21 protein-coding genes and 1 tRNA gene are annotated in these 21,649 nt (G+C 45.8%); 2 read left to right on the top strand and 20 right to left on the bottom strand.

Translation table 11 applies throughout. The features are described from left to right. Nucleotides 1-11: 11 nt before the first annotated feature. From atpG to rplU, 13 genes are all read right to left on the bottom strand, one after another. Nucleotides 12-920 carry an ATP synthase F1 subunit gamma gene (atpG, locus tag CGRAC_RS01910; protein ID WP_005869637.1) on the bottom strand — a complete coding sequence of 303 codons (909 nt, stop codon included), beginning with the start codon at nucleotides 918-920 and terminating at the stop codon, nucleotides 12-14. A 12-nt stretch (nucleotides 921-932) separates the two neighbouring features. Continuing rightward, nucleotides 933-2,447 carry a F0F1 ATP synthase subunit alpha gene (gene atpA, locus CGRAC_RS01905; protein WP_005869639.1) on the bottom strand — a complete coding sequence of 505 codons (1,515 nt, stop codon included), beginning with the start codon at nucleotides 2,445-2,447 and terminating at the stop codon, nucleotides 933-935. 11 nt (nucleotides 2,448-2,458) lie between these two features. After that, a complete protein-coding gene (locus tag CGRAC_RS01900; RefSeq protein WP_040303365.1) occupies nucleotides 2,459-2,989 on the bottom strand; it encodes a F0F1 ATP synthase subunit delta in 531 nt (176 codons plus the stop codon). Further along, nucleotides 2,989-3,504 carry a F0F1 ATP synthase subunit B gene (locus CGRAC_RS01895; protein WP_005869642.1) on the bottom strand — a complete coding sequence of 172 codons (516 nt, stop codon included), beginning with the start codon at nucleotides 3,502-3,504 and terminating at the stop codon, nucleotides 2,989-2,991. Before CGRAC_RS01895 ends, CGRAC_RS01900 begins: the two co-directional genes overlap by 1 nt. 10 nt (nucleotides 3,505-3,514) lie before the next feature. Beyond that, on the bottom strand, nucleotides 3,515-3,937 hold the full coding sequence (locus CGRAC_RS01890; protein WP_005869644.1) for a F0F1 ATP synthase subunit B family protein: 423 nt from the start codon (nucleotides 3,935-3,937) through the stop codon (nucleotides 3,515-3,517). A gap of 74 nt (nucleotides 3,938-4,011) precedes the next feature. After that, on the bottom strand, nucleotides 4,012-4,875 hold the full coding sequence (locus CGRAC_RS01885; RefSeq protein ID WP_005869646.1) for a ParB/RepB/Spo0J family partition protein: 864 nt from the start codon (nucleotides 4,873-4,875) through the stop codon (nucleotides 4,012-4,014). Further along, a complete protein-coding gene (locus tag CGRAC_RS01880; protein WP_005869648.1) occupies nucleotides 4,863-5,654 on the bottom strand; it encodes a ParA family protein in 792 nt (263 codons plus the stop codon). The genes CGRAC_RS01885 and CGRAC_RS01880 overlap by 13 nt, the downstream gene beginning before the upstream one ends. Beyond that, a complete protein-coding gene (locus CGRAC_RS01875; protein WP_005869650.1) occupies nucleotides 5,651-6,286 on the bottom strand; it encodes a biotin--[acetyl-CoA-carboxylase] ligase in 636 nt (211 codons plus the stop codon). Before CGRAC_RS01875 ends, CGRAC_RS01880 begins: the two co-directional genes overlap by 4 nt. 532 nt (nucleotides 6,287-6,818) lie before the next feature. Next, nucleotides 6,819-7,739: a methionyl-tRNA formyltransferase gene (fmt, locus tag CGRAC_RS01865; protein WP_005869654.1), complete on the bottom strand. Its 921-nt coding sequence runs from the start codon at nucleotides 7,737-7,739 to the stop codon at nucleotides 6,819-6,821. A gap of 221 nt (nucleotides 7,740-7,960) precedes the next feature. Next, nucleotides 7,961-8,119 (bottom strand): hypothetical protein, encoded by a 159-nt coding sequence (locus CGRAC_RS12165; protein ID WP_169748461.1) that lies wholly within the window; start codon nucleotides 8,117-8,119, stop codon nucleotides 7,961-7,963. Between the two features lie 203 nt (nucleotides 8,120-8,322). Then, nucleotides 8,323-9,378 (bottom strand): GTPase ObgE, encoded by a 1,056-nt coding sequence (gene obgE / locus CGRAC_RS01855; RefSeq protein ID WP_005869657.1) that lies wholly within the window; start codon nucleotides 9,376-9,378, stop codon nucleotides 8,323-8,325. Between the two features lie 110 nt (nucleotides 9,379-9,488). Next, complete coding sequence (gene rpmA, locus CGRAC_RS01850; RefSeq protein ID WP_005869658.1) at nucleotides 9,489-9,746, bottom strand: 50S ribosomal protein L27; 258 nt, start codon at nucleotides 9,744-9,746, stop codon at nucleotides 9,489-9,491. A gap of 10 nt (nucleotides 9,747-9,756) precedes the next feature. Then, entirely contained in the window at nucleotides 9,757-10,065 is a 309-nt protein-coding gene (gene rplU, locus CGRAC_RS01845) for a 50S ribosomal protein L21 (RefSeq protein ID WP_040303368.1), read from the bottom strand. Nucleotides 10,066-10,284: 219 nt separating this feature from the next. Between rplU and CGRAC_RS01840 the strand changes: the two genes are divergently transcribed. Together CGRAC_RS01840 and CGRAC_RS01835 are read left to right on the top strand one after the other, a co-directional pair. Continuing rightward, nucleotides 10,285-10,713, top strand: a complete 429-nt coding sequence (locus CGRAC_RS01840; protein WP_040303372.1) for a hypothetical protein — start codon at nucleotides 10,285-10,287, stop codon at nucleotides 10,711-10,713. Between the two features lie 158 nt (nucleotides 10,714-10,871). After that, nucleotides 10,872-11,333 (top strand): DUF411 domain-containing protein, encoded by a 462-nt coding sequence (locus CGRAC_RS01835; protein WP_005869662.1) that lies wholly within the window; start codon nucleotides 10,872-10,874, stop codon nucleotides 11,331-11,333. Between the two features lie 167 nt (nucleotides 11,334-11,500). On the opposite strand, the gene CGRAC_RS01830 is transcribed toward CGRAC_RS01835, so the two are convergent. The 7 genes from CGRAC_RS01830 to CGRAC_RS01800 all read right to left on the bottom strand — a co-directional run bounded on the left by CGRAC_RS01830 (nucleotide 11,501) and on the right by CGRAC_RS01800 (nucleotide 21,434). Next, nucleotides 11,501-11,574, bottom strand: a tRNA-Gln gene (locus CGRAC_RS01830). A gap of 862 nt (nucleotides 11,575-12,436) precedes the next feature. Next, nucleotides 12,437-13,495, bottom strand: coding sequence for an HAD family hydrolase (locus CGRAC_RS01825; protein WP_005869665.1), 1,059 nt, complete (start codon nucleotides 13,493-13,495; stop codon nucleotides 12,437-12,439). A gap of 66 nt (nucleotides 13,496-13,561) precedes the next feature. Continuing rightward, the gene (locus CGRAC_RS01820) at nucleotides 13,562-14,584 is read right to left on the bottom strand and encodes an OmpA family protein (RefSeq protein WP_005869668.1); all 1,023 of its coding nucleotides are present in this window, start codon (nucleotides 14,582-14,584) and stop codon (nucleotides 13,562-13,564) included. Between the two features lie 99 nt (nucleotides 14,585-14,683). Then, a complete protein-coding gene (gene rpsI, locus CGRAC_RS01815) occupies nucleotides 14,684-15,073 on the bottom strand; it encodes a 30S ribosomal protein S9 (protein ID WP_005869670.1) in 390 nt (129 codons plus the stop codon). A gap of 2 nt (nucleotides 15,074-15,075) precedes the next feature. Beyond that, nucleotides 15,076-15,501: a 50S ribosomal protein L13 gene (gene rplM / locus CGRAC_RS01810; protein WP_005869672.1), complete on the bottom strand. Its 426-nt coding sequence runs from the start codon at nucleotides 15,499-15,501 to the stop codon at nucleotides 15,076-15,078. A 115-nt stretch (nucleotides 15,502-15,616) separates the two neighbouring features. Then, nucleotides 15,617-18,535: a RecB-like helicase gene (locus tag CGRAC_RS01805; RefSeq protein ID WP_050346288.1), complete on the bottom strand. Its 2,919-nt coding sequence runs from the start codon at nucleotides 18,533-18,535 to the stop codon at nucleotides 15,617-15,619. Then, nucleotides 18,522-21,434: a RecB family exonuclease gene (locus CGRAC_RS01800; protein WP_005869677.1), complete on the bottom strand. Its 2,913-nt coding sequence runs from the start codon at nucleotides 21,432-21,434 to the stop codon at nucleotides 18,522-18,524. Before CGRAC_RS01800 ends, CGRAC_RS01805 begins: the two co-directional genes overlap by 14 nt. Between the last annotated feature and the right edge of the window lie 215 nt (nucleotides 21,435-21,649).

Genomic DNA, 21,649 nt, shown 5'->3' with positions numbered 1-21,649 from the left:
CCGTTTTCCTTTCATTTCATTGATTCGACGCCGCTTATGATCTCGATAAGCTCAGTCGTGATAGAGCCTTGTCTGGCTTTGTTGTATGCTAAATTTAATTGCGATACGCGCTCCTTGGCGTTGTTTGTCGCATTCTCCATCGCATTCATTCTCGAGCAATGCTCCGCTGCCAAAGAGTCAATAAGCGCGTAATACATGCTGTAGCTAAGATAGCTCTGGATTAAATTTAACATCAATGTTTCTTCGTCCTCAGGACTTTCAACCTCTACTTCCAATGTAGATGTTTTTAAAGCATCCTCGCTAATCGCAGGCTCACCGATCGGCACCAACGTATTTACCCGCATCTCTTGAGTAATCATATTCAAATAGCCGTTGTGGATAAGTATGACCTCGTCGGTCTTGCCTTCGTTAAAATCCTTAACTGCGGCTTGGACGATCTCGTTAGCTTTCTCGGACGATGGAGATGAGCTCACGCCGATATATCGCTCCAAAAGCTCAATGCCTTGAAAATCAAAATACTCTATCCCCTTTTTGCCGACGGCGCGAAGGCGAACCTTGATCTTTTTAGCTTTAAGCTCCTCGATCAAAGCTTTGATCTTTTTGATGGTGTTGATATTAAAACCGCCGCAAAGCCCTTTATCTGCGGTGATAAACAGCAAATCAACCACCTTTACTTCCCGCGTGGTATCAAAAATTCTAAGTTTTTCGTCGTTGCCCGAATTATTGCCTACGTAATTTTTAACGCGCGCAGAAATTTCACCCAAGACCTCGTTAATCTTCACCGCATAAGCTCGCGAGCGCATCGCCGCTTCTTTTGTATTTTTAAGCTTGACGTTGGAGACCAGCTTCATAGCTTTGGTAGTCTTCTCTGTATTTCTGACGCTTTTGATTTGAAGCTTTATATCCTTTAAATTTGCCATAATTTAGCCTTCTTAAGCGGCAAAGGTCGCTTTAAAGTCATTTAGAGCCTTGATTAAATTTTCTTCCAAATCCTTCTCGATGGTCTTTTTGCTTCTGATCTCTTCAAAAATTTCAGGATATTTCGCCTCGATATACGGATAGAGCTCAGCTTCGAATTTACCAATCGAACTCGTAGGCACATCGTCCAAAAATCCGCGGCTTCCCGCAAAGATGATGACCACTTGATTTTCGACCGGAAGCGGCGAATAAGGAGGCTGCTTTAAAATTTCGACCATTCTTTGTCCGCGATCCAGCTGCTTGCGGCTACTCTCGTCCAGATCGCTCGCAAACTGCGCAAACGCCTGAAGTTCGCGGTATTGAGCAAGATCTAGGCGCAAGGTTCCCGAGACCTTTTTGATCGCTTTAATCTGCGCGGAACCGCCGACGCGGCTAACGGAAAGGCCTACGTTGATCGCAGGACGAATTCCAGAGTTAAATAGACCAGATTCTAGGAAAATTTGACCGTCAGTAATGGAGATAACGTTTGTAGGGATATACGCCGAAACGTCGCCTGCTTGCGTCTCGATGATAGGAAGCGCCGTTAGGCTACCTGCACCGAGTGCATCGCTTAGTTTGCTAGCGCGCTCAAGCAAACGGGAATGTAGATAAAATACGTCGCCAGGGTACGCCTCGCGTCCAGGTGGACGGCGTAAAATAAGTGACATTTCGCGATACGCAACCGCATGCTTACTCAAATCATCGTAGATGATAAGCGCGTGGCGGGAGTTATCTCTGAAATACTCACCCATCGTGCAGCCTGAATACGGAGCCAAGTATTGAAGCGCAGCCGCCTCGCTAGCACCAGCTGCAACTACGATCGTATAGTCCATCGCACCATATTCTTCAAGCTTTTTAACGACTTGTGCGACGGTGGATTGCTTCTGGCCGATTGCTACGTATATGCAGATGACATCCTGGCCCTTTTGATTGATGATAGTATCAACAGCAACGGTGGTTTTTCCCGTTTGGCGGTCGCCAATGATGAGCTCGCGCTGTCCGCGACCGATCGGCACTAGCGCGTCTATCGCTTTAAGACCGGTTTGAAGTGGCTCATGAACGGATTTACGAGCCATGATGCCTTTGGCCTTTTCTTCGACAAATCTAGTATCGCTGGTCTCTATCGCGCCTTTGCCGTCGATCGGTTCGCCTAGGGCATTTACTACGCGACCGATTAATGCATCACCTACCGGAACGCGCAAAAGCTTACCCAGTCTTTTAACGCTACTACCTTCGTTAATGCCGCTAGTATCGCCTAAAATAACGATGCCGACACTGCTTTCCTCTAAATTTAACGCGATACCACGAGCTCCGTTTTCGAATTCGACCATCTCGTTAGCCATTACGTTTTTTAAGCCGTAAACATTAGCAACGCCGTCTGCGACCGAAACGACCTTACCGGTTTCTTCGATATCAACGCTAAGATCGAAATTTTCGATTCGCTCTTTGATTATGCTACTGATTTCGTCTGCCTTAATTTTCGCACCCACGCTTTACTCCTTTAAATTGCTTTTAAAATATATTCGCTCATTTTTTGTTTCAATCTATCAACTGAAAAACTAATCTCAAATCCAAGATCCTCGACTTCGATCTTAATGCCTTCAAGCTCGCTTTTAACGGGTTGCAGAGTAATATCTGCATTAAATTTGTTTGAAATTTTGGCCTCTAGCTCTTTTATTTTCGCGGCGTCTATTTCGGTAGCAGAATAAATTTTACCCAAATATTTATTATCCAGTGCCGCAATATTCTTGCGCAGTTCCTCGACTATCTGCGGGATTAGTGCAATACGCCTATTCTTAGCTAAAAGTTTAATAAAATTTACGATTTTTTCGCTTGGATTTTTTATAAATGACGCGATAAGTTCCACTTTGGATTCCTCTTTTAGCGTCGGAGATTTTACAATATCTTGGAATTTTGGAATTCTAAATGCACTCGCAACGCTCTCGAGCGTCTGCAAAACAGAGCATAGTTCATCTTTTTTATAGCTCAGTATCAGGGCGTTTACATATCTTTTTGAGGTGTTATTTATCATCATCCGACCTTTTTCTCTACGATTTTAACCAGCTTATCTTGACCGAATTTAATGTCGTCCGATGCAAAAACATCATCCAGTATCTCGCTTACGACCTCTTTTTTGATCTTACGCGCTTCGAAATCCTTCTGCTCGTCGAAAGACTTTTGTAGATTTGAAATCTCTTGCTCGGTTGCATTTTTTATCTTTTCGGCGGCGAATACGATCTCTTTTTTAGCGGTTTCGATTAAAGCTGCGCCTTGAACCTTAGCATCTTGCAGATCTTTTTTAGCTTGCTCCTTGCGAGCTGCAGACTCTTTTAAAATTTTCTGATTAGCTTCAAGCCTAGATGCGATGCCGTCGATCCTACCTTGATATGCTGCTTTTACGGGACCTTTTAAAAGATAAAACAAAATTCCGAAGAACAAAATGAAATTTATGCTTCGCCACAGCACGTCGTAGTCTTTGACTCCATCGTGCTCGCCACTTGCTAAAACAAGCGCGGGAATTATAAATAAAAATAGATATTTTTTCATACTGAAATCCTCATACTTTAGCCACAGCGCTGCTTAGAGCATTTTTAAATTCCGGAATTTTGGCTTGCAAATCATTTTTTAGGTTGCGCTTTTGCTCATCCAAACCGCCTAAAAATTGATCAAAATCTTCCTCCATTGCGGTCTTTTTCTCGGCTATTTCTCTGGCGGCAGCCTGCTTCGCGCTATCCATCGCCTCTTGCTTTATTTTAACAGCTTGCAACTTCGCAGCATCCATGATTCGTACGATCTCTGCTTTATCGGCATCTGCATCCTGTGCATTTTTCATCGCATTTGCCTCATCTTCTTTAATAATAGCCTCTCGCTTTTCCATATGCAAAAGTAGCGGTCTATAAAGCTTGATATTTAAGAAGTAAATCAAAGCTAAAAATACGACGATGGTCGTTATCATGGCGGTCAAACTTACGTCTAGCATCGCACCTCCTCCAGGTTAGTTTTAAACAAAATGCGTATTTTACAATATGAAAAATTAAAATACACTATAAAAAATCATCCGATTTTCTTTAAAAACTCGGAAATTTGTAAAATTTCGTTAAATTCGATCGAAATTTTACGCTCTTTGATACTTATTTTACCAAATTGATCAAGCTTAGCCTTTAGCTTTAAAAGTTCAGGCTTGAAGCTTTGAAATTCCACGCCAGGCTTTTTCTCTTTTGGAACGGTTTTATCTTTGAGCTTTTTGACTAAAGTTTCGGTATCTCTTACGCTTAGGCGCTGTCCTAAAATGGTATTTAGCGCTAAAATTTGATCCTCTTTTTCAAGTCCAACCATTATCTTGGCGTGCCCTTGCGAAATTTTATCTGCGCTTATGGCATCTTGCACTTCGGAGCATAAATTTAAAAGTCTTAGCGTGTTGGTAATCTGCGTGCGGGACTTTTTGATGATGTCGGCTAACTCCTCTTGCGTGATCCTATATTCACCGATAAGCTCCTTATAGGACTTGGCAAGCTCAATAGGATTTAGATCCTCGCGCTGGATATTTTCGATGAGGGCAAGTTCTCTTAAATTTTGAGATTTTATATCTGCAACTACGGCTTTGATTTTACTCTCGCCCAAAAGCTTCGTCGCTCTTAGGCGTCGCTCGCCGGCGATCAGGACGTAAGAATCGTCCTTTTGAATAACGATGATAGGCTGAATAAGCCCGTGGCGGGCGATGCTCTCGCTTAGCTGCCTAAGTGCCTCTTCATCGAAGCTTTGACGCGGTTGATATGGATTTGGCTCGATTTTATCGACATCGATTTCGATAACTAAGCTATCGGCATTTCCACTTTCTAGCTCCCTGTTATAAGAACTTTCTACGTCGTCTAAAATCGCACCGAGCCCGCGCCCGAGCGCTCTTTTTACCTTGCCCATTTTTGCTCCATTATGGATTTAGCGAGGTCTTGATAGGCGATGGAGCCGGCGGATTTTATATCGTATAAAACCACCGGCTTGCCAAAGCTTGGGCTTTCGGCTAGCTTAATGTTGCGCGGGATGATGACTAGATCATCACTCTTACCGATACGAAAGAGCTTATCGTCGAAATACTCGCGTAAATTCGCGACTGTCTCTTTAGCGAGGTTGTTTTGCAAACTATACATCGTAGGCAAAAATCCGCGAATTTTTAAATTTTTATTGAGCGTTTGCTTGACGACTTTTACGGTATTTAGGATCAACGCGACGCCTTCAAGCGCGTAGAATTCGCACTGAATCGGGATGATGACGCTATCGCTTGCGACCAAGGCATTTACCGTGATGCTACCGAGCGTCGGCGGCGAATCGATGATGATGAAATCGTATCTGTCCTTAACCTCGGAAATTCTGTTTTTTAGCATTAGTTTGAAGTCTTTCTCTTCGCTTACTTCGCGCTCGATACCTACAAGTCCGATGTTTGACGGCACTAAATCCATAAACTCAAGTTCGGTCTTTTGGATCACTTCGGACATGCTCTTACGCCCCGTTAAGACGTGATAAATGTTAAATTCAAAGTCGCTGCGGTTAAAGCCAAGCCCGGTCGTAGCGTTCGCCTGAGGGTCTACGTCGATCAGTAGGACCCGCTTTTTCTTTATCGCTAGCGACGCAGCAAGATTAACCGCTGTGGTCGTCTTTCCGACGCCGCCTTTTTGATTGGCAATCGTAATTACTTCACTCATCTTAAAGCATAAACCCTTTCTTCATTTATTATGATCGATCCGTCTTCGCAAAGTTTAGCCTGCGCGAGTGAAATTTTTTCGCCGCCTAGATGAACGCTAAAATTTTGCGATTTTTGGAATTGTAACGAAAAATTTCTAAAAATTTGCTTCCACGGGATTTTATTTTCATATAGTGCGAAAAAGCCATCTATAGCGTCTTTTGCACTGATTTTTATATCTAAAATTCCCGCATATTCGGGCGCGCCGAGTAGGTTCATGCCGATGCCGCAGACGAGGGTATTTTTGATCTTATTTGTCATCGCTCCGCCGATTTTACGCTCGCCTAGATAAAAATCGTTAGGCCATTTTAACCAAAGCTGAGAGCCGAGCGATGCGAGAAGCTCCTGCATAATCATCGCAAAATATATGCTCGCCGACTGAGGCGGCACATCTGCGGGCAGATCCGTTTGAGCGACACAGAACGAAAATGCGAGATTGCCGCTTACGCCCTCCCAATCATTGCCGCGTGAGCCGATACCGGCGCTTTGGCGATTTGCGGCTATCGCAAAAGGCGGCGTTATCCTGCCTTCGCGCACGGCGCCTACTAAAAACTCCTGTGTCGAGGCTATCTGTTCTACGAATTTTATCTTCATAGCTCACTCCTTGCGTAAGACGAAGGGCTCACCTTACGATATTGCAAGCGTTTAAATTCCGCGTAGCTATAGAGTTTTGAGACAAGATAAAATTTAGTACGATTAAATTTTATGGCGTAGCGGAATTTTATGCGATGAAATTTTACGATCTTGCTAAATTTTTTGGCAACGCGAATTTTCCCAGCGGCATTTCGATAAAATTTTAAAGCCCTGTCTCGCAAAAATTCTGCGGCACGATCATAGAATTTTAAATGGTGCGTGTTCGGTGTAGCGCCGTAAAGTCCGCAACCGCCAAAGCGAAATTTAAAGCTCCTGCGAGCGTAAAATTTTAGAGCATAGAAGTAAAATTTTAAAATTTTATAAAGCCTTGGTTTTGGAGCTTCGCTTCGAAATTCCGCACGGCAAAATTTTACTTCACGATCGCGGCGATACCTGAGGCAAATTTCCGTCGTAACGCCAAAAGTGCGGCGCAAATAAAATTTCCGCGTAGCATCATAAGCGCGGCGCAAAACGCGAGAATTTAAAATCCTGCTTAGCATAGCAGATCACCAATCTTTAGCCGTTTACCGTTTAGATATGCGCTAGCGTCCACGGGCTTTTTGCCTGGCTCTTGCACCTTTATGATCTTAACCGCGCCTTCGCCGCATGCGACGCAAAAACTAGGCTTATCAATGTGTAGAATTTCGCCCGCGCGTTCAAATTTACGCCCGCAAGATTCGTGCAAAAGCTCTAGTTCTAAAATTTTTAACCCGCTAGCTAGATAAATCCCCGGCCAGGGCGTTAGCGCACGAAATTTGTTATAAATTTGGCGTGCGCTTTCCTCAAAGCTAAAAAGCCCGTCAGATTTACTTATTTTTTTGCAGTGTGTAGCCTGCGCGCCCTCTTGCTTAAGCGGCATCAAATTTGTAAAATTTCGCAACACTCGCACGATCAGCTCGCCCGCTAGATCACCCAGTTCGTCAAACAGCTGCGCCGCCGTTTTATCCTCGCAAGGCGTGTAGGCAAAATCAAGCATATCTCCCGTATCAAGCCCCGCGTCCATCAACATCGCCGTAACGCCGGTCTGCTTTTCGCCCGCCAAGATCGCGCTTTGAATGGGGCTCGCGCCGCGGTATTTAGGCAGGATCGAGGCGTGCAAATTTATACAAGGCGCGATATCAAGGACGGCCTGCGGCAAAATTTTACCGTATGCGGCAACCACGATAAAATCAGGCTTTAGCTCTTTTATCTGCGCTGCAACCGCCTCGTCTTTGAGTGTCGCGGGCTGAAAGATCGGCACGGCGGGCAAATGCCGCTGCGCGTAAACTTTAACCTCGCTAGGCGTTAAAATTTGCTTCCTGCCGACGGGCTTATCGGGCTGCGTAAAGACGGCCGCGATCTCAAATTTCGCCTCGGCAAGCGCGCGTAAAATTTTAGCCGCATACTCAGGCGTTCCCATAAAAACTATATTCATTCTTTTCCTTTAAATTTAGCCAAATCACGGCGCGAGCGATCATGCAGGCGCCGGCCGCAAGCGAAATAAATTTTACGCAGATCGCGAAGCAAACCTGGTCTATACTCGCCCGCGCCTTATTTGACGGCGGATTGATTTTTATCCTCGGATCCGTCCGGCCAAGGCCAAAAAGCGCACGGATCTTCGGACCAATAAATCTTTGCAGACGGTTTCGCCCCCAGCTAGTCAAGGCTAATCTTGCCGTCACGATTAGAGTCCAACCTCTTAAATTCCGAGCCTGAGCGCAGATTTAGCTCTGCTCTCAGCCCAGACGGCATCTCGCTCGTCGTCCACTCCTGCAAGCTCAGCGCGTCGTCGCGATCTTTATCGTTAAAGTCCATAAAATTCGGCACCGGATCGGCGGGATCGCAACCGTATGCGCCGAAGCATAAAAATACTAGAATAAAATTTTATTCATTTCGCCTTCTTAAATTTTATCTTTTGCGACGTTTGCGAGCGATAAACATAAAATTTACCCACATATACGGGCGCACTTAAGGCCTAAGTTCGCAAAAGCCCTCTGCGACGCGGCTTTTGGCGCAACCTACAGCTCCTTTTTAAGCAGCTCAAGCAGGTTAAATTTTAACTCGTTTATATTTTGTCCCGTCGCAGAAGATATCGGCATCACGAAAAACGGCTTGGCGGCGTCAAGCTCATAAATATCTTGCTTAAATTTCATCTCGCCCACCGTGCCCGCGAGCCCCAAATGCGCTAAAAATGCGTCAAATTTTTCCTGCAAATTTTCAGCCGCGTCCGCGCGAGTTAGGGCGATAGCGTAATCTCTTTTTGCAAGCCCCTCTGAAAATTTCGCCGTCTCGGCTCGCAGCGCGTCAAACTGCTCCTCAAGGCTGCGGTAGTTCGCAAGATCGAGCATAAAAAGCAAAATTTTCGTGCGCTCGACGTGTTTTAAAAACTGCACGCCAAGCCCACGCCCTTCGCTCGCACCCTCAATGATGCCAGGGATATCGGCCATTACAAAGCCGCTGTATTCGTCCACTTCGACGAGACCGAGCTTTGGCGTGAGAGTGGTAAACTCGTAGTTTGCGATCTGAGGTTTGGCGTTTGAGACGGTCGATATAAGCGTGCTTTTGCCCACGTTTGGAAAGCCCACGAGCCCCACGTCGGCGATGAGTTTTAGCTCCAATCTCACCTCTCGCGTCTGCCCTTCGAGACCTTTTTGCGCATATTCGGGGGCTTGGTTGATCGAGCTTTTAAAGTGCACGTTGCCGAGCCCGCCCTTGCCGCCTCGCAAAAACAGCCTCGTCTCGCCGTCATTTAGCATATCAAGCACTAGCTCGCCGCTATCTTCGTCGTAAACGCTGGTGCCTGGAGGGACGATGAGATAGAGATCCTCGCCGCTTTTGCCCGTCTTTTTGCGACCCTCGCCGGGCGCGCCGTTTTGCGCTTTAAACTCACGCTTGCCCTTGTAGGATGAGAGGGTGTGGGAGTTTTTATCGACCCTAAAATACACGTCGCCGCCGTCGCCGCCGTCGCCGCCGTCGGGACCGCCTGAGATGACGAATTTTTCGCGGCGGAAGCTGACGCAACCTGCGCCGCCGTCACCTGATTTGACGCTAAGCTTTACGCTGTCTATGAACATAGCTATCCTTAAATTTTAAACGGCAATTATAGCCAAATGAGTTGAAGATAATTTTTAAACGGATGAAATTTTAAAAGAGGGGCTTGCGCCCCCGAAGATTTTAGCGGTAATTACGCGGCTGGATAAACCGATACTTTTTTGCGGTTTTTATCTTTTCGCTCAAATTTTACGACGCCGTCGATCAGCGCGAAAATAGTGTGATCGTTACCCATGCCTACGTTGCAACCCGGGTGCGTCGCAGTGCCGCGCTGGCGGATGATGATGTTGCCTGCGCGAACGAACTCGCCGCCAAATTTTTTGACGCCCAAGCGGCGTCCGATACTATCTCTATTATTTTGGGTTGAGCCTTGACCTTTTTTGTGTGCCATTTCCTATCCTTTATGCGTTAATCGAAACGACTTTGACGCGGGTGTATTGGCGTCTGAAGCCGCGTTTTACTTTTGAATCTTTACGTCTGCGTTTTTTGAAGATAACGACTTTTTTATCCTTGCCTTCGCAAACGACTTCCAAAACCACCTTGGCACCCTTTACGAACGGTGCTCCTACCTTTAACTCGCCGTCGTTTAGCGCTAAAACTTCGCTAAGCTCGAGCTTTGCTTTCGGCTCAGCATTAAAATGGTCTAAATTTAGGTAGTTGCCCTCTTCGACCTTATACTGCTTGCCGCCGTGTTTGATGATAGCATACATCAAAAATCCTTTAAAATTTGGTAGCCAAAAAGGCATTTGCCGTGCAAAATTTAAAAGCCCGTTTGGTATGAAACTTTGAATATTATCCGAAATTTTATAAATTCCTACTGAAACGCCTCGCAAAATTCCTGCGAAATTTCAAATTTCAAGGGCTCGGATTTATTTTAAACTAAAGATAAATGTGCTACTATCGCAACGAAATTTTTGAAGGAGAATTTTATGAGAAATTTAATAGCTGCGCTCGTAGCAGCGGTATTTTTTATCGGTTGTTCCAACTGGAATATATCCAACGAACCAAGCGGAGTACGCAATCAAACAAAATCCCAAAGCAGTAAAACAAATATCGGTGGCGTAAATGATAAAGTCCAAGAGGTCTCCACCGCAGGCACCACCGATATGGTCGAAACGACCTTGCCCGATAGCACAGGTATGACTAATGCGCCGAAAGATCGCAGCGATGCATTTCATATCAACCAAGTAATTTCTGCATGGAATAAACAGCCAGACTCCATCAAAACAACCGAAGACAACGGCAACATCTACACTTGGAAAAACTATAAGCCGGGCTGCGACGTATCACTTACCAGCGACTCGGAAGGCTACGTATCAAAATCCGCTATCAAATCAGCACTCTCTCAGTGCCTATAACCAATTTATCCGCGACGCCGAAATTTTAAAATTTCGTAAAATTTCGGCTTACTAGCGGGTATGCTTCGCCAAATCTAATCTTAAAATCCTACGGTTCACTCTTAAAAATTTACTATTCGTATTGTATAATCGAGAACTTTTAATCACTGGAGTAAAATATGAAGAAAATTTTATTTGCAGGTGCGCTTTTAGCGGCATTAGGTAGCTATGCGGCGGCGGGCGAACACATCAAGGTCTATCACGGCGAGAGCTGCGGCTGTTGTCACAACTGGGCAAAATATATGGAGCAAAATGGCTTTGAAGTCGAGATGATTTCGCTTGCCGACGAGCCGCTTATCCAGAAGAAGAATGAGCTCAAGCTTCCGCTGGAGCTCGCTAGCTGCCACACCGCGATCATAGATGGGTATGTAGTCGAAGGGCATATGCCAGCAGGTGAGATCCGCACATTACTAAAAAATAAGCCTAAAGACGTTATCGGCATAGCAGTACCTGGCATGCCGCTAGAAGCGCCAGGTATGGAGCAAGGCTCACAGCCCGAGGTCTATGATGTGGTAGCGTTTAAAAAAGACGGCTCGTATCAAAGCATCGCCACTTACAAAGGCAAAGAAAAAATCAAATAATCCGCCGGCTTTAAAGCGGCACGCTTACTTATTGGTTCGATAAAATTTTGCCTATTTATGGCTTGGCGCAATTTACTTTAGCTGGCGAATGCTGCCACGATCTGCAAAGGCGCCGCGCAAATTAATTTCAAACGCTAGCTATGATAAAGGGGATTAAAAAATTTAAGTGGATGGGCTAATAGGGGTCGAACCTATATTCACAAATCCAGAGTTTGTTGTCCTGCCATTAGACGATAGCCCATTGCGAAAGCGGTATTTTATAGAATTTTGCTTTAAAAAAGCATAAGAGCGGGTGGAATTTTAAAATTTTGCAAAATTTTAGATCAAATTTAAAGCCCTGCTACGCCGAAACGATAAAATTCAAACGCAAAAGCTAACGCTGCTTTCATAGGTTCCGATAAAAAAATATGGCTACTCGCCGCGGAGCCATATTTTAAAATTTGGCTAGTTTATCCTATATTTACGCCTTTGCGAGCTATTTGTTGCAGGATGAAATTTTAGCATATAAGCCTGCCTTCAAAACATATATGTTTAGCGCTCGCTGGGCGCGGGCGTGGCCTTAAATGCTATAAATCAAACCGAAAATCCGTAGCGAGCATAATTGCGACTAAACCTGAATACGGCGCCTAAATAAGCACCAAATAGGCTTGCAACAGGATCGCGCAATAAGTCTGTCAAATACTTGCCTCAAGCGGCGCGTAGAATTTATCACGATAAGGTGGAGTATAAACTAAAATCAAAGCCAAAATTTGAGCGCGAAGCTTGTATAAAATTTCTTGCAAAAGCCGTTCGCAGGCTCAAAAAACATTGCAAAATTGCATAAAATTTGACTGTGGTAAAATTTTCTCATACATCGTTGATACGGCACACGGGCTATTTTGCCAGACCAGAGCAGAAAGATGCGAAATTTAACTCCGCGTATCGCTTGAACACTTAGAAGGCGCCTTGTCCCTTCAGCTAAATAGCGCGGACATTTATATCGCGCGCTGTTTAAAACTCAAAATTAATTGAAAATTTCAAATTTTAAATTTCGGGCGCGGGTTCGCTTATAAGTATTTGCAAAAATAACGCATCGAAGCTAGAAAAATTTCGCTCCGTCGCGCCTAAAATTTCGATGAAATTTCGCGTATCAACTCAACCGCCTCTTTTGCGTCCGCGCATACGAACTCGAAATACGCCCGTAGCTCCGAGGCATTGCCGTAGCCGCAGCTTACGCCCACGCTTCGCACCGCTGCCGACTTTGCCGCGATGGCGTCAAGTAGCGTATCGCCGATCATAAAGATATTTTGGCTTACAGAAGGCAGGATTTCGTCACTGCAAATTTTGTCATAACAAGTAGTGGAATTTAGCTCATGTGCATCATAAATTTCACCGCCGCGCGCGCCGCCTTTATCGCTCTCGCCCTCGATGCTGACACCGCTCTTTTGACCCTTATCGCCAGCCTCGTATCCATCGCTCTTTGCTTCGCTTAAATTTTTAAACGAAATTCTATCGGAATTTTGACTCGCGATGCTACTTAAATTTTGCTCGTAAACTTTGCTAGGATTAGGATCAAGCGCAGGAAGACTCTTTAAATCAGGCACTGAAATTTCACTCAAAATCGCGCTCCTGCTAGCAGCGCTTGTATTTTCATCGGCAGTCGCGTCGTGAGTTTTACCGCGAGCCGCATGCGGGCTTTTGCTAGCGGTCGCGCCGCAAATTCCTAAATTTTCGAGCGCCTTTAAGATCGGTTCGGCGCTTGGTTTGGGATCTTGCACGTCCTCTCGTCCGACGATGGTGCCAAAAAATTCCGCGATACCAAGATGCTGCAATAAAATTTTAGAAAATTTCGACGTCTTGGTTGTCACGACGCCTAAATTTGTAAACTCGCTCGCCGTGCGAACCGCTTCGAACGCACCGCTTAGCAGAACGGTCTGATCCAAAAAAGTCTGCGCGTATCGCTGTTTGTAGGCGAGCACGAAATTCTGCACATCGCGCGTCACACCTAGACGCTCAAACATTACCTCTAACGGATGTCCGATAAGCTTTTTAATCGCTTCATCGCTAGGCTCTGCAACGCCCAAATGCGCAAACGCGTAGTGAAAGCCGTCCAGTATCGCGGGCGTGGAGTCTATGAGCGTACCATCGAGATCGAAAAGCAGAGTGGTTTGGAATTTTAGCATTTTAAAATTTAATTTGGATATAAAAAAAGCGGAGCCGAAGCTCCGCTTATGTGGATTTAGAAAAGATTATTTTCTAAATTTAGCATCTACGCGTCTATTTTGAGCGCGACCTGCTTTAGTAGCGTTTGTAGCGATAGGCTTAGTCTCGCCGTATCCTACAGTGGTGATTCTGCTGGCATCTACGCCGAAGCTCTTAAGCGCACCTCCAACTGCAGCAGCTCTGCGCTCGGAAAGCTTTTGATTATATGCGTTCGAACCGGTGCTATCGGTGTGACCCTCTAAGATTACTTTGTAATCAGGGTGAGCTACTAGCACGTCACTTACGTTTTTGATCTGATTCATAAACTCAGGGGAAATTTTTGAGCTATCTGTAGCGAAATTTACGCCCAAATTTAATCTAATAACCTTCTCGCAACCATATTCATCTACAACTACACCAGCAGGTGTGCCTGGGCATCTATCGACATTATCGCATACGCCGTCGTTATCTGCATCTTTGCAGCCTGTAGGAGCCGGAGCGGCAGCTGGAGCTGCATCAGCATATCTCTTGCCAAAATCAACTGCAAAGCCTAGAGTATAGAACAATACGTGGTTGCCGTCGTCAAATCTGATAGCATCGCGTGCCTCAAGTTTTGTAGCGAAATTGTCGGTAATGTAGTACTTTAGACCCAAGCCGTATTGACCGAAGCCGCTATCTTGATCACCATCGTTGTAAACATCTTTAGTGTAATCCATATATCCAAGACCTAGCAAACCGTATAGCTTGAAATTATCGGTGAAATTTACCAAGTCTTTTACAGCATTGATGTGGTAGTATCTAGCGCTAGGCTTAGCATTACCAGCTCTGTAAGCTAGATCCTCTACCCCGATATGACGAGAGTAATCGAAACCTGCCTCTAATTGATCGATGAATGAATTCTGTAGGTTTTTAGCAAGGCGTAGACCGAACATAAAATTCGAATCTAAATCCATATTGCCCTCATGAGTCATTCCGCCAACAGTAGGGGTGATCTCCCAGTGATAATCAGCATCGCTAGCGAACAATGCGCCGGATGCACATAAGCTTAATGCAAGTAGAACTTTCTTCATTAAACATCCTTTCAAATAAAGTTGTAATTCGATATTACCATAAAATTTTTAAAGAATTTACAAATTTGCGACAATTTCGCCACAAATTTGTAAAAAACATTATCTCTTAGAGAACTGCGGACTTCTACGCGCTTTGCGGCGACCGAATTTCTTTCGCTCGACCACGCGACTATCGCGAGTTAGCAGACCTTTTGGCTTAAGAGCCGCTCTAAAATCCTTATCCATCGCGGCAAGCGCTTTTGAAATTCCGTGCTTTAGCGCATCCGCTTGAGCCGAATATCCGCCACCCAAAGTCTGCGCGGTGATGTCCATCGAGGTCTCTTGTTTAGTCGCCAAAAGCGGCTGAACAACCCTTAGCTTGATCGCTTCGTGACCGCCTAGCCAGGTGTTTAGATCCATACCGTTTACTACGATCTTGCCGCTTCCAGGTTTTACCCAAACCTTAGCTACGGCAGTTTTTCTCTTTCCGGTTGCATAAATTGTCGCCATGATTATTTTCCTTTTTTAGTTGTTTGCGCAGTATGAGGGTGCTCGCCGCCTTCATATACGAATAGCTTTTTGATCATCGCCTTGCCGAGCTTCGTCTTAGGAAGCATGCCGCGAACCGCAAGTCTGTAGAGCTTTGCGGGATTGTTTTTAAGCAGGTCTTGAAATTTCACGCTCTTTACGCTTCCGAAATAGCCCGAGTAGCTGTGATAAAGTTTATCGTCGCCTTTGTTATTGCCGGTAAATACGGCTTTTGAAGCGTTGATGATAACGACGTAGTCTCCGCAATCCACGTTTGGAGTGTAGCTTGGTTTGTGTTTGCCGCGTAGCAATACCGCAACTTCGGTAAGCATCCTACCGAATCTTTTGTCGGTCGCGTCGATAACGACCCAGTCGCGCTTAACTTCGCTAGGCTTTGTAATTTCTGTCATGGTTTCCGCCTTATTAAAATTTGAGCTGTGATTATATAGAAATATCCTTACGTATAGCTTAATTTAAGCTATCTTTAATATATCTGCGCTCAAATTTCATCTAAGCTTTAAAATTTTATCCCTCATCATTCACTTCGATCAGCCTAGCACTCGCAGCTTCGAGAGCCAGCACGAAGGCGCACACTCGCGCATGCGGATAAAACTCGCGGATCACGCTTTTATATCGCGCCACTTGAGCTTTGTTTTGCGCGAGGTATTTTTCGGAGCTCTTGTAATCAAAAAGCAAAATTTCATCCCGCCTAAAGCACGCCAGATCCACGCGCAAAAGTTCACCCTCCGCGCTTTTTATCGGCATCTCTTTATAAGCTTGAGCGCCCTTTATCAGAGTCAAAAATTCCTCGTTTTTGCTTAGTCCTAGCGCCCGCGCAGCGATATTTTCAAAATCCGCGTCATTTAAAAATTTAGCGTAGCGACCTTTTGCCAGGCTTACTCCTCGTAAAATTTCATCTGCGGCAAAGCCTTCGCTCATCTCCAGAGCATAATGAAGCGCCTCGCCGAAATATATCGCGCTTAGCGCCTCCGTTTCGCCACCGCCTGCTTTTTCTTGCGCGCCTTGAGGCTCGCCCACTACGAGCGCGACCTTTTTTTGCGGCGGCTTCTCTTCTGATTTTACGGAGCTTGGGATTACGTAGCCGTATTGAAAATCCGGGATATCCAGCCACTCCACGACGCCCGCACCCTTGGTCTTTTTGGCGTAAGGCGAAAAAAAGCTATAATTGTATTGATCTATTTTTGACTCGGAGCGTTTTACGATGATGAGCGAGCGTTCAGCGCGAGTAAATGCCACGTAGAGCTTGTTTATGTCCTCTTCATGCGCAGAGCGATCGTTTTCATCCATTAATGCTGCAAATTCCGCATCCAGGCTCTTTCTGCTCGCAAATTTATAAAAAATTCTCCACTTATGCGTGGTAAAATCATAGTCCGTCGCGAGCTTTGAGCTCTCGCCCCGGTCTTTTCCTCCGATGCGGTCGCAGACGATTACATGCGGAAACTGAAGCCCCTTGGACTTATGCACGGTCATAATTTTAATGCCGCTTTCTTCCTTGGCAAATACCTCCGTTTCGTCGTTTGCAAACAGATACTCGCTAAAACTATTAAATTTTGCCAGCGTCTCAAAAAATAGCAGTAGATCCGGATCGACAAAATTTAATTTCAGCGCGCTAGCGATAAATTCTGCCGTTTTTTGCGCATTTTTATGCAGATCGGCCGCTATTTTTTTAAGCCGCCTCCCTAAAATCGCTTCGGCGTTTCGTAGATAAATTTCATCGCCACCTACGCAAAATTTCGCGTATTGAATTACGGCATTTACCTGCTCGCTGCAACGCAGAGCCTTATTTGAGCCGCTGCAAACCTCGCAGAATTCTGATAGCATCTCTTTTAGTGCGCTTACATGCTCGTTTTTCCAGCATAAAATCGCGATATCATCAGCTCTCACGCCGCACTCCTCAACAAGCCTGCGCGCTTGCTCCGCAGCCCCCTTTAGCACGTCGTCGTATGAAAACGCTGCTACATAGCCGTAATCGTCGCTTTGTACCTCAAATAGCGGCATTCGCGGATGAGAAAGCGGATAGTCCTTGATTTTTTGCAGCACCGAAGCAGGCAGATCGCTATCTAGCTTATTTGCCGCGATTTGATCTTCATAAGACGCAAATTTATCGCGCAAGATCTCATTTACAAATTTTACGATAAGTTTTAAACTGCGATAATTGCGCGGCAGGCTCTGCGTTTTGATTTGACTAAACTGCTCGCGCAAAATATCAAAAATTTTTCTCTCTGCGCCGCGAAATTTATAGATGCTCTGTTTTTTATCGCCTACGTAAAAAAAGCTACCGCAGCGCTCTTCCGCTCCTTTGCCAGCAAGCGCCTCAGAGATTAGCGGCAGCATAATTTCATACTGGCAAATGTCGGTATCTTGGAATTCGTCAATTAAAATATGTGTGATTTTAGAATCGAGCCTGAAATACAAAAGCTCGCGGTTGCCCTGTAACGCCTCTGCGCTTGGATTTAGCAGCGAGTGCACGGCTGCAGTGACATCACCGAACGTGAGCTTGCCGCTTTTGCGCTGCACCGATTTAAGCGCTTCGGCATAAATTTTAATTAGTCCTGCCAGCTTAACCGCATATGTCGCATCCATCCACGCTATTTCGCGAGCTACGGCGTCTTTTAGCCTTGCTAACTCGCCGTCAAAATGCGAAATTTTTTTAAGCTGCGAGCGCGGATAATCGAAGCTGCCGTTGGCAAGAGCCGAAAGAATGAAACCCGAAGATAATTTTGACAAATCGCTAACAGGGCTTAGCCCATTTACGGCTCCAGCGCTTACGCCCGCATCTCTCGCCGCTTTTTGCAAGCAGGATAAAATTTCATTTATCTCTGCTAGCGCCGAGCTTGCAGGAAGCGTGGGCAGATTTATGCTTATATCGCCTCTCCAAATGCTTTGCAAGCTATTTAAAAACTCGCTCTTTGTCATTCCCGAGTCGCTTACATAATCCACGACCTCCCTTAAAATGGCGCCGTCTTTACAGATCGCGCTTAAAAACTCCCGCTGCTGCACGCCTAGTATGCTTTCATCGTTTTCAAATCCGGGATCGATGCCGCTATTTAGCGCAAACGAGCGCAGAGCCTTTGCAAAAAACGCATCAAAGGTAAAGACGTTTAGGCTCTCGTTTAAAAATTTAGGTAGTAGGCGCCGCTGCGCCGCCAAAACCTCATCCGCGCTCATATTCAGATCCTCGCAAATTTGCGCCAGCTCGGGGCTTGGCACAAGAGCGCCGTCGCGCACGATAAGCAAATTTTGAAATTTCTCCACGATGCGCGTTTTCATCTCAGCAGCAGCTTTTTTGGTAAAAGTAAGAGCTAAAATTTCATTGATCGGCTCGCCTTTTAGCACCAGCTCGATGAACCTTACTGCGAGATTGAAGGTCTTGCCGCTGCCTGCGCTTGCTTCAAGCGCCAGATAATTTTCAAATTTTGCCATCGATCTGCCCCTTGCAAATGATTTTATAATCGCAGTATTCGCAGCTTTGCACCGCCTCCGTGCGCGTAAAAGCAACCTCGCTTGCAAATTCCTTGCCGATAGAGCTTAGCGTCTCGCGCAGATTTTCTAAGCTAGGCGTTTTGTCGCCAGGAGCTGCAAACGCGCAATCTTTTAGCGACAGATAGGCGCATTCGCATTCCTGGGCTAAAAGCGCGCGATAAAACGTAAGCTGAAATTTTTCCATATGCTTTTTAGCTGAACCACGTTTGTAATCGATGATGAACTTCCGCCCTGCCTTATCTTCGTCGATACGGTCGATCCGCCCGCTCAGCCGCACTCCGTCAAGCTCGCCTTTTAGCGATACTTCACTACCGCTAAAGCTCCAAATTTGCTCATGCCCTTCCAAAAGCCTAGCTAGCTTTTCTACAGCTTTTAGCTCAAGCTCCACATCAAAGCGCGCGATGCCCGCTTCTCGCGCAAGCTGCGAATAAATAGAGCGGAATTTTTCCATACTAAATTTCATTCCTGCTCGCTCATATAAACGCTGAAAACTCGTATGTAAAATTTTACCTAAAAGCGCATTATCCTCGCCAAATTTTAGCCCCTCCTTCAGCCCGAAAACGTAGCGGTAATAATACTTCCTCTTGCATTCTAAAAACGTATCCAGCCGCGAAAACGACAGCTCCTCGGCAAAAAAATCATGGCGAGCCACGGGATCTTCTTGTCCGCATAAGGCGGGCTTAAATTCCTCTCTCCCAAAAAGCCGCAAATAATCCTCCTGCGAAAATTCCGCGTCTTGTTGCACTTCAAAGCTTTTCAAAAACCGCGAAGGCAGTTTCTCGACGCTTTGCAGATAGCAAATCGCGCTTTTTTTAGCGCCTCTTAGCAAGCCGTCGTAGTAAAATCTTTGCAAATTTTCGCGGTCTGCGTGGCTGATGAGCCCCGCTCTAGCGCGCAAAGCGGAGTTTAAAAACATCTCTCCGCTACTGCGCTTTGGCACCAGATCATCGTTAAAATCGGGGATTATCACGCCGTCAAATTGTAGCCCACGGCTCTCTAAAAGCCCCATTACCGTGACCTTTCCGCCACGAACATCATCAAGCTTAATGCGCGAAATTTCTAACAAAAAAAGATCGATTAGATTGCCCAAGCTTAGGTTTTCGTCCTTAAATTTTCGAAGCAAAATTTTAATTAGATATAGCGGCTCTTTTAGCTTTTCTTGCAGCAGCGCGTCACTAATTTTGGGTAAACAGGCGAGCTTGGTAATTAGCGCCTCGAAATGCTCGAAGCTTACTTGCTTTGCAAAATCGCATGCGAACTCACCAAAAAGTGCCTCATCCACGCCCACACTCGCAAAAAATAGATCAAGCTCCTGTGGGTTTGAGCGCTGCGGATACTCATCTGCGCCCTCGCGTATTTTAGAGCGCCTAAAGCGATCGCGCTGTTTAGGGCTTTTTGAATACCCATCTTCTTCCTCAAGCTCTATATGCTCCAGTTGCATAGAGTATCGTAGGCTCCCTTGCTGCTTCCTTGAAGGCTCCTGCCGTTTTGCACTAACCGAATAATCGCGCTGCTGCGCACACTCCAAGGGCTCTTGAAACTCTGCAAGATCTAGCGAAAAACTTTGCTCCTCCGCGCTATTCGCGCGTTCCGCCGAAATTTCGCGCAGAATTTCAAAATTTTCCGTATTTTCAAACTCTCGTGCAGACATAAAATTTAAATCCGTTTTAGAATTTGAAAAAATTTCGCAATCAAACGCGGAATTTTGCTGTGCGAAATTTTGCGATGCAGAATTATCAGAAGCGAAATTCCCTAGCGCTAAATTTTGCTGTACTGCGGAATCCTCCGCATCCAAAAATCCTCCATCCGGACTTTTGAATGCGCGGTAATCTACGCCAAATTTCGGCGTGCGTGCTTCTTTTAAGCATTGCGAAATTTTCTCTAGCGTTACATAAAATAGGTTATCTTTAAGCTTCTCTCCCATCGCAAAATTTAGCATGCGGTGCGAGCCGCGAGCCCTTGCGATGCGCTCGTCATAAAGCCGCAGCGTGCCGGCAAAGCTCTCGTCGGGCAAAATCACCGCGATGCTCTCCGGCGCGATGCCCGCGCGCACAAAGGATGAAATTTTTTCAAAAACGTAGCTCGCCTGCAAGCTTCGCAGCTCAAAGCCTCTACACACAACCGCTCCGCCCACGCTTAGCAGCTCTCGGCTTGAAATTTCACCCGTACTAAGATTTACGCGGTAGGCAAAACCTAACTCTAGGCTTATGCCGCAAAGCTCCTCCACCGCGCGCACGGGCTTGGAATTTAAAGTCGTGGCTCTAAAGCTCAGTACGACCTCGCTCAGCTCCGCAGCGCGCTTAAAAACCTCGAACTCAAATGCGCTAGGATTGCCGTCGATGTTAATTTCTATCCGTTCAAATCCGCGCAGATAGGACTCGTTTAGCTCATAAAGCGCGGGCAGCGTGATCTCGTCGTAAAATCCATGCTCGCGCAAAATCCTTGCATACGCCCCCGCTAGCTTTCGCAGAATTTCAAAATGCTCGGCGTACCACGCGTAGGTGTCGCTAAGATCGAGCGCATCGATACTCACGCGCTCCGTCGCAAGCTCCTTGAAAAAACCGAAAAGATACTCGCGGTTGCGCATAAACTCGTAAAGCTCGTTAGGGAATTTAAGCCTCTCGCCCGCGCGCTTGCTCTCGCTCACCGCTTGTTTCATAAAAAGCGCGCGGTCTATCTCACCGCAAGCGACAAGATCCGGCACAAAAAGCGCCTTTTCGTAGAATTCCGCCAACGTAATCCTGGGCGCCAACACGCCGCCGCTCTCGTTTTGCAGCGCCGCGCGTAGCGCACGCGAGCTAGTGTAGACAAAGAGATTTTTAGAGGGCAAATTTTTCAAAACAAATCCTTTAGAGCGATTCGCAGAACGCGGAATTTTGCGATATTTTAGCAAGAAATTTTTAGTTTGGGCTTTTAAGCAAAGAAGTTTTTGAAAAGCTTGAGAGGCTAAATTTTATCAAGTCAAATTTAGCAAATTTCGGATGAGCGTAAAATTTTAATCTATGGCGCTTTGAGCGCGGAATTCTACCTCGCTCCGCATTAATCGCGGCATAT

It is taken from the genome of Campylobacter gracilis, from assembly GCF_001190745.1.
GTDB classification, from domain to species: domain Bacteria; phylum Campylobacterota; class Campylobacteria; order Campylobacterales; family Campylobacteraceae; genus Campylobacter_B; species Campylobacter_B gracilis.
Note: the sequence above shows the minus strand (reverse complement) of the source record. Positions and strands in the feature narration are given on the sequence as shown.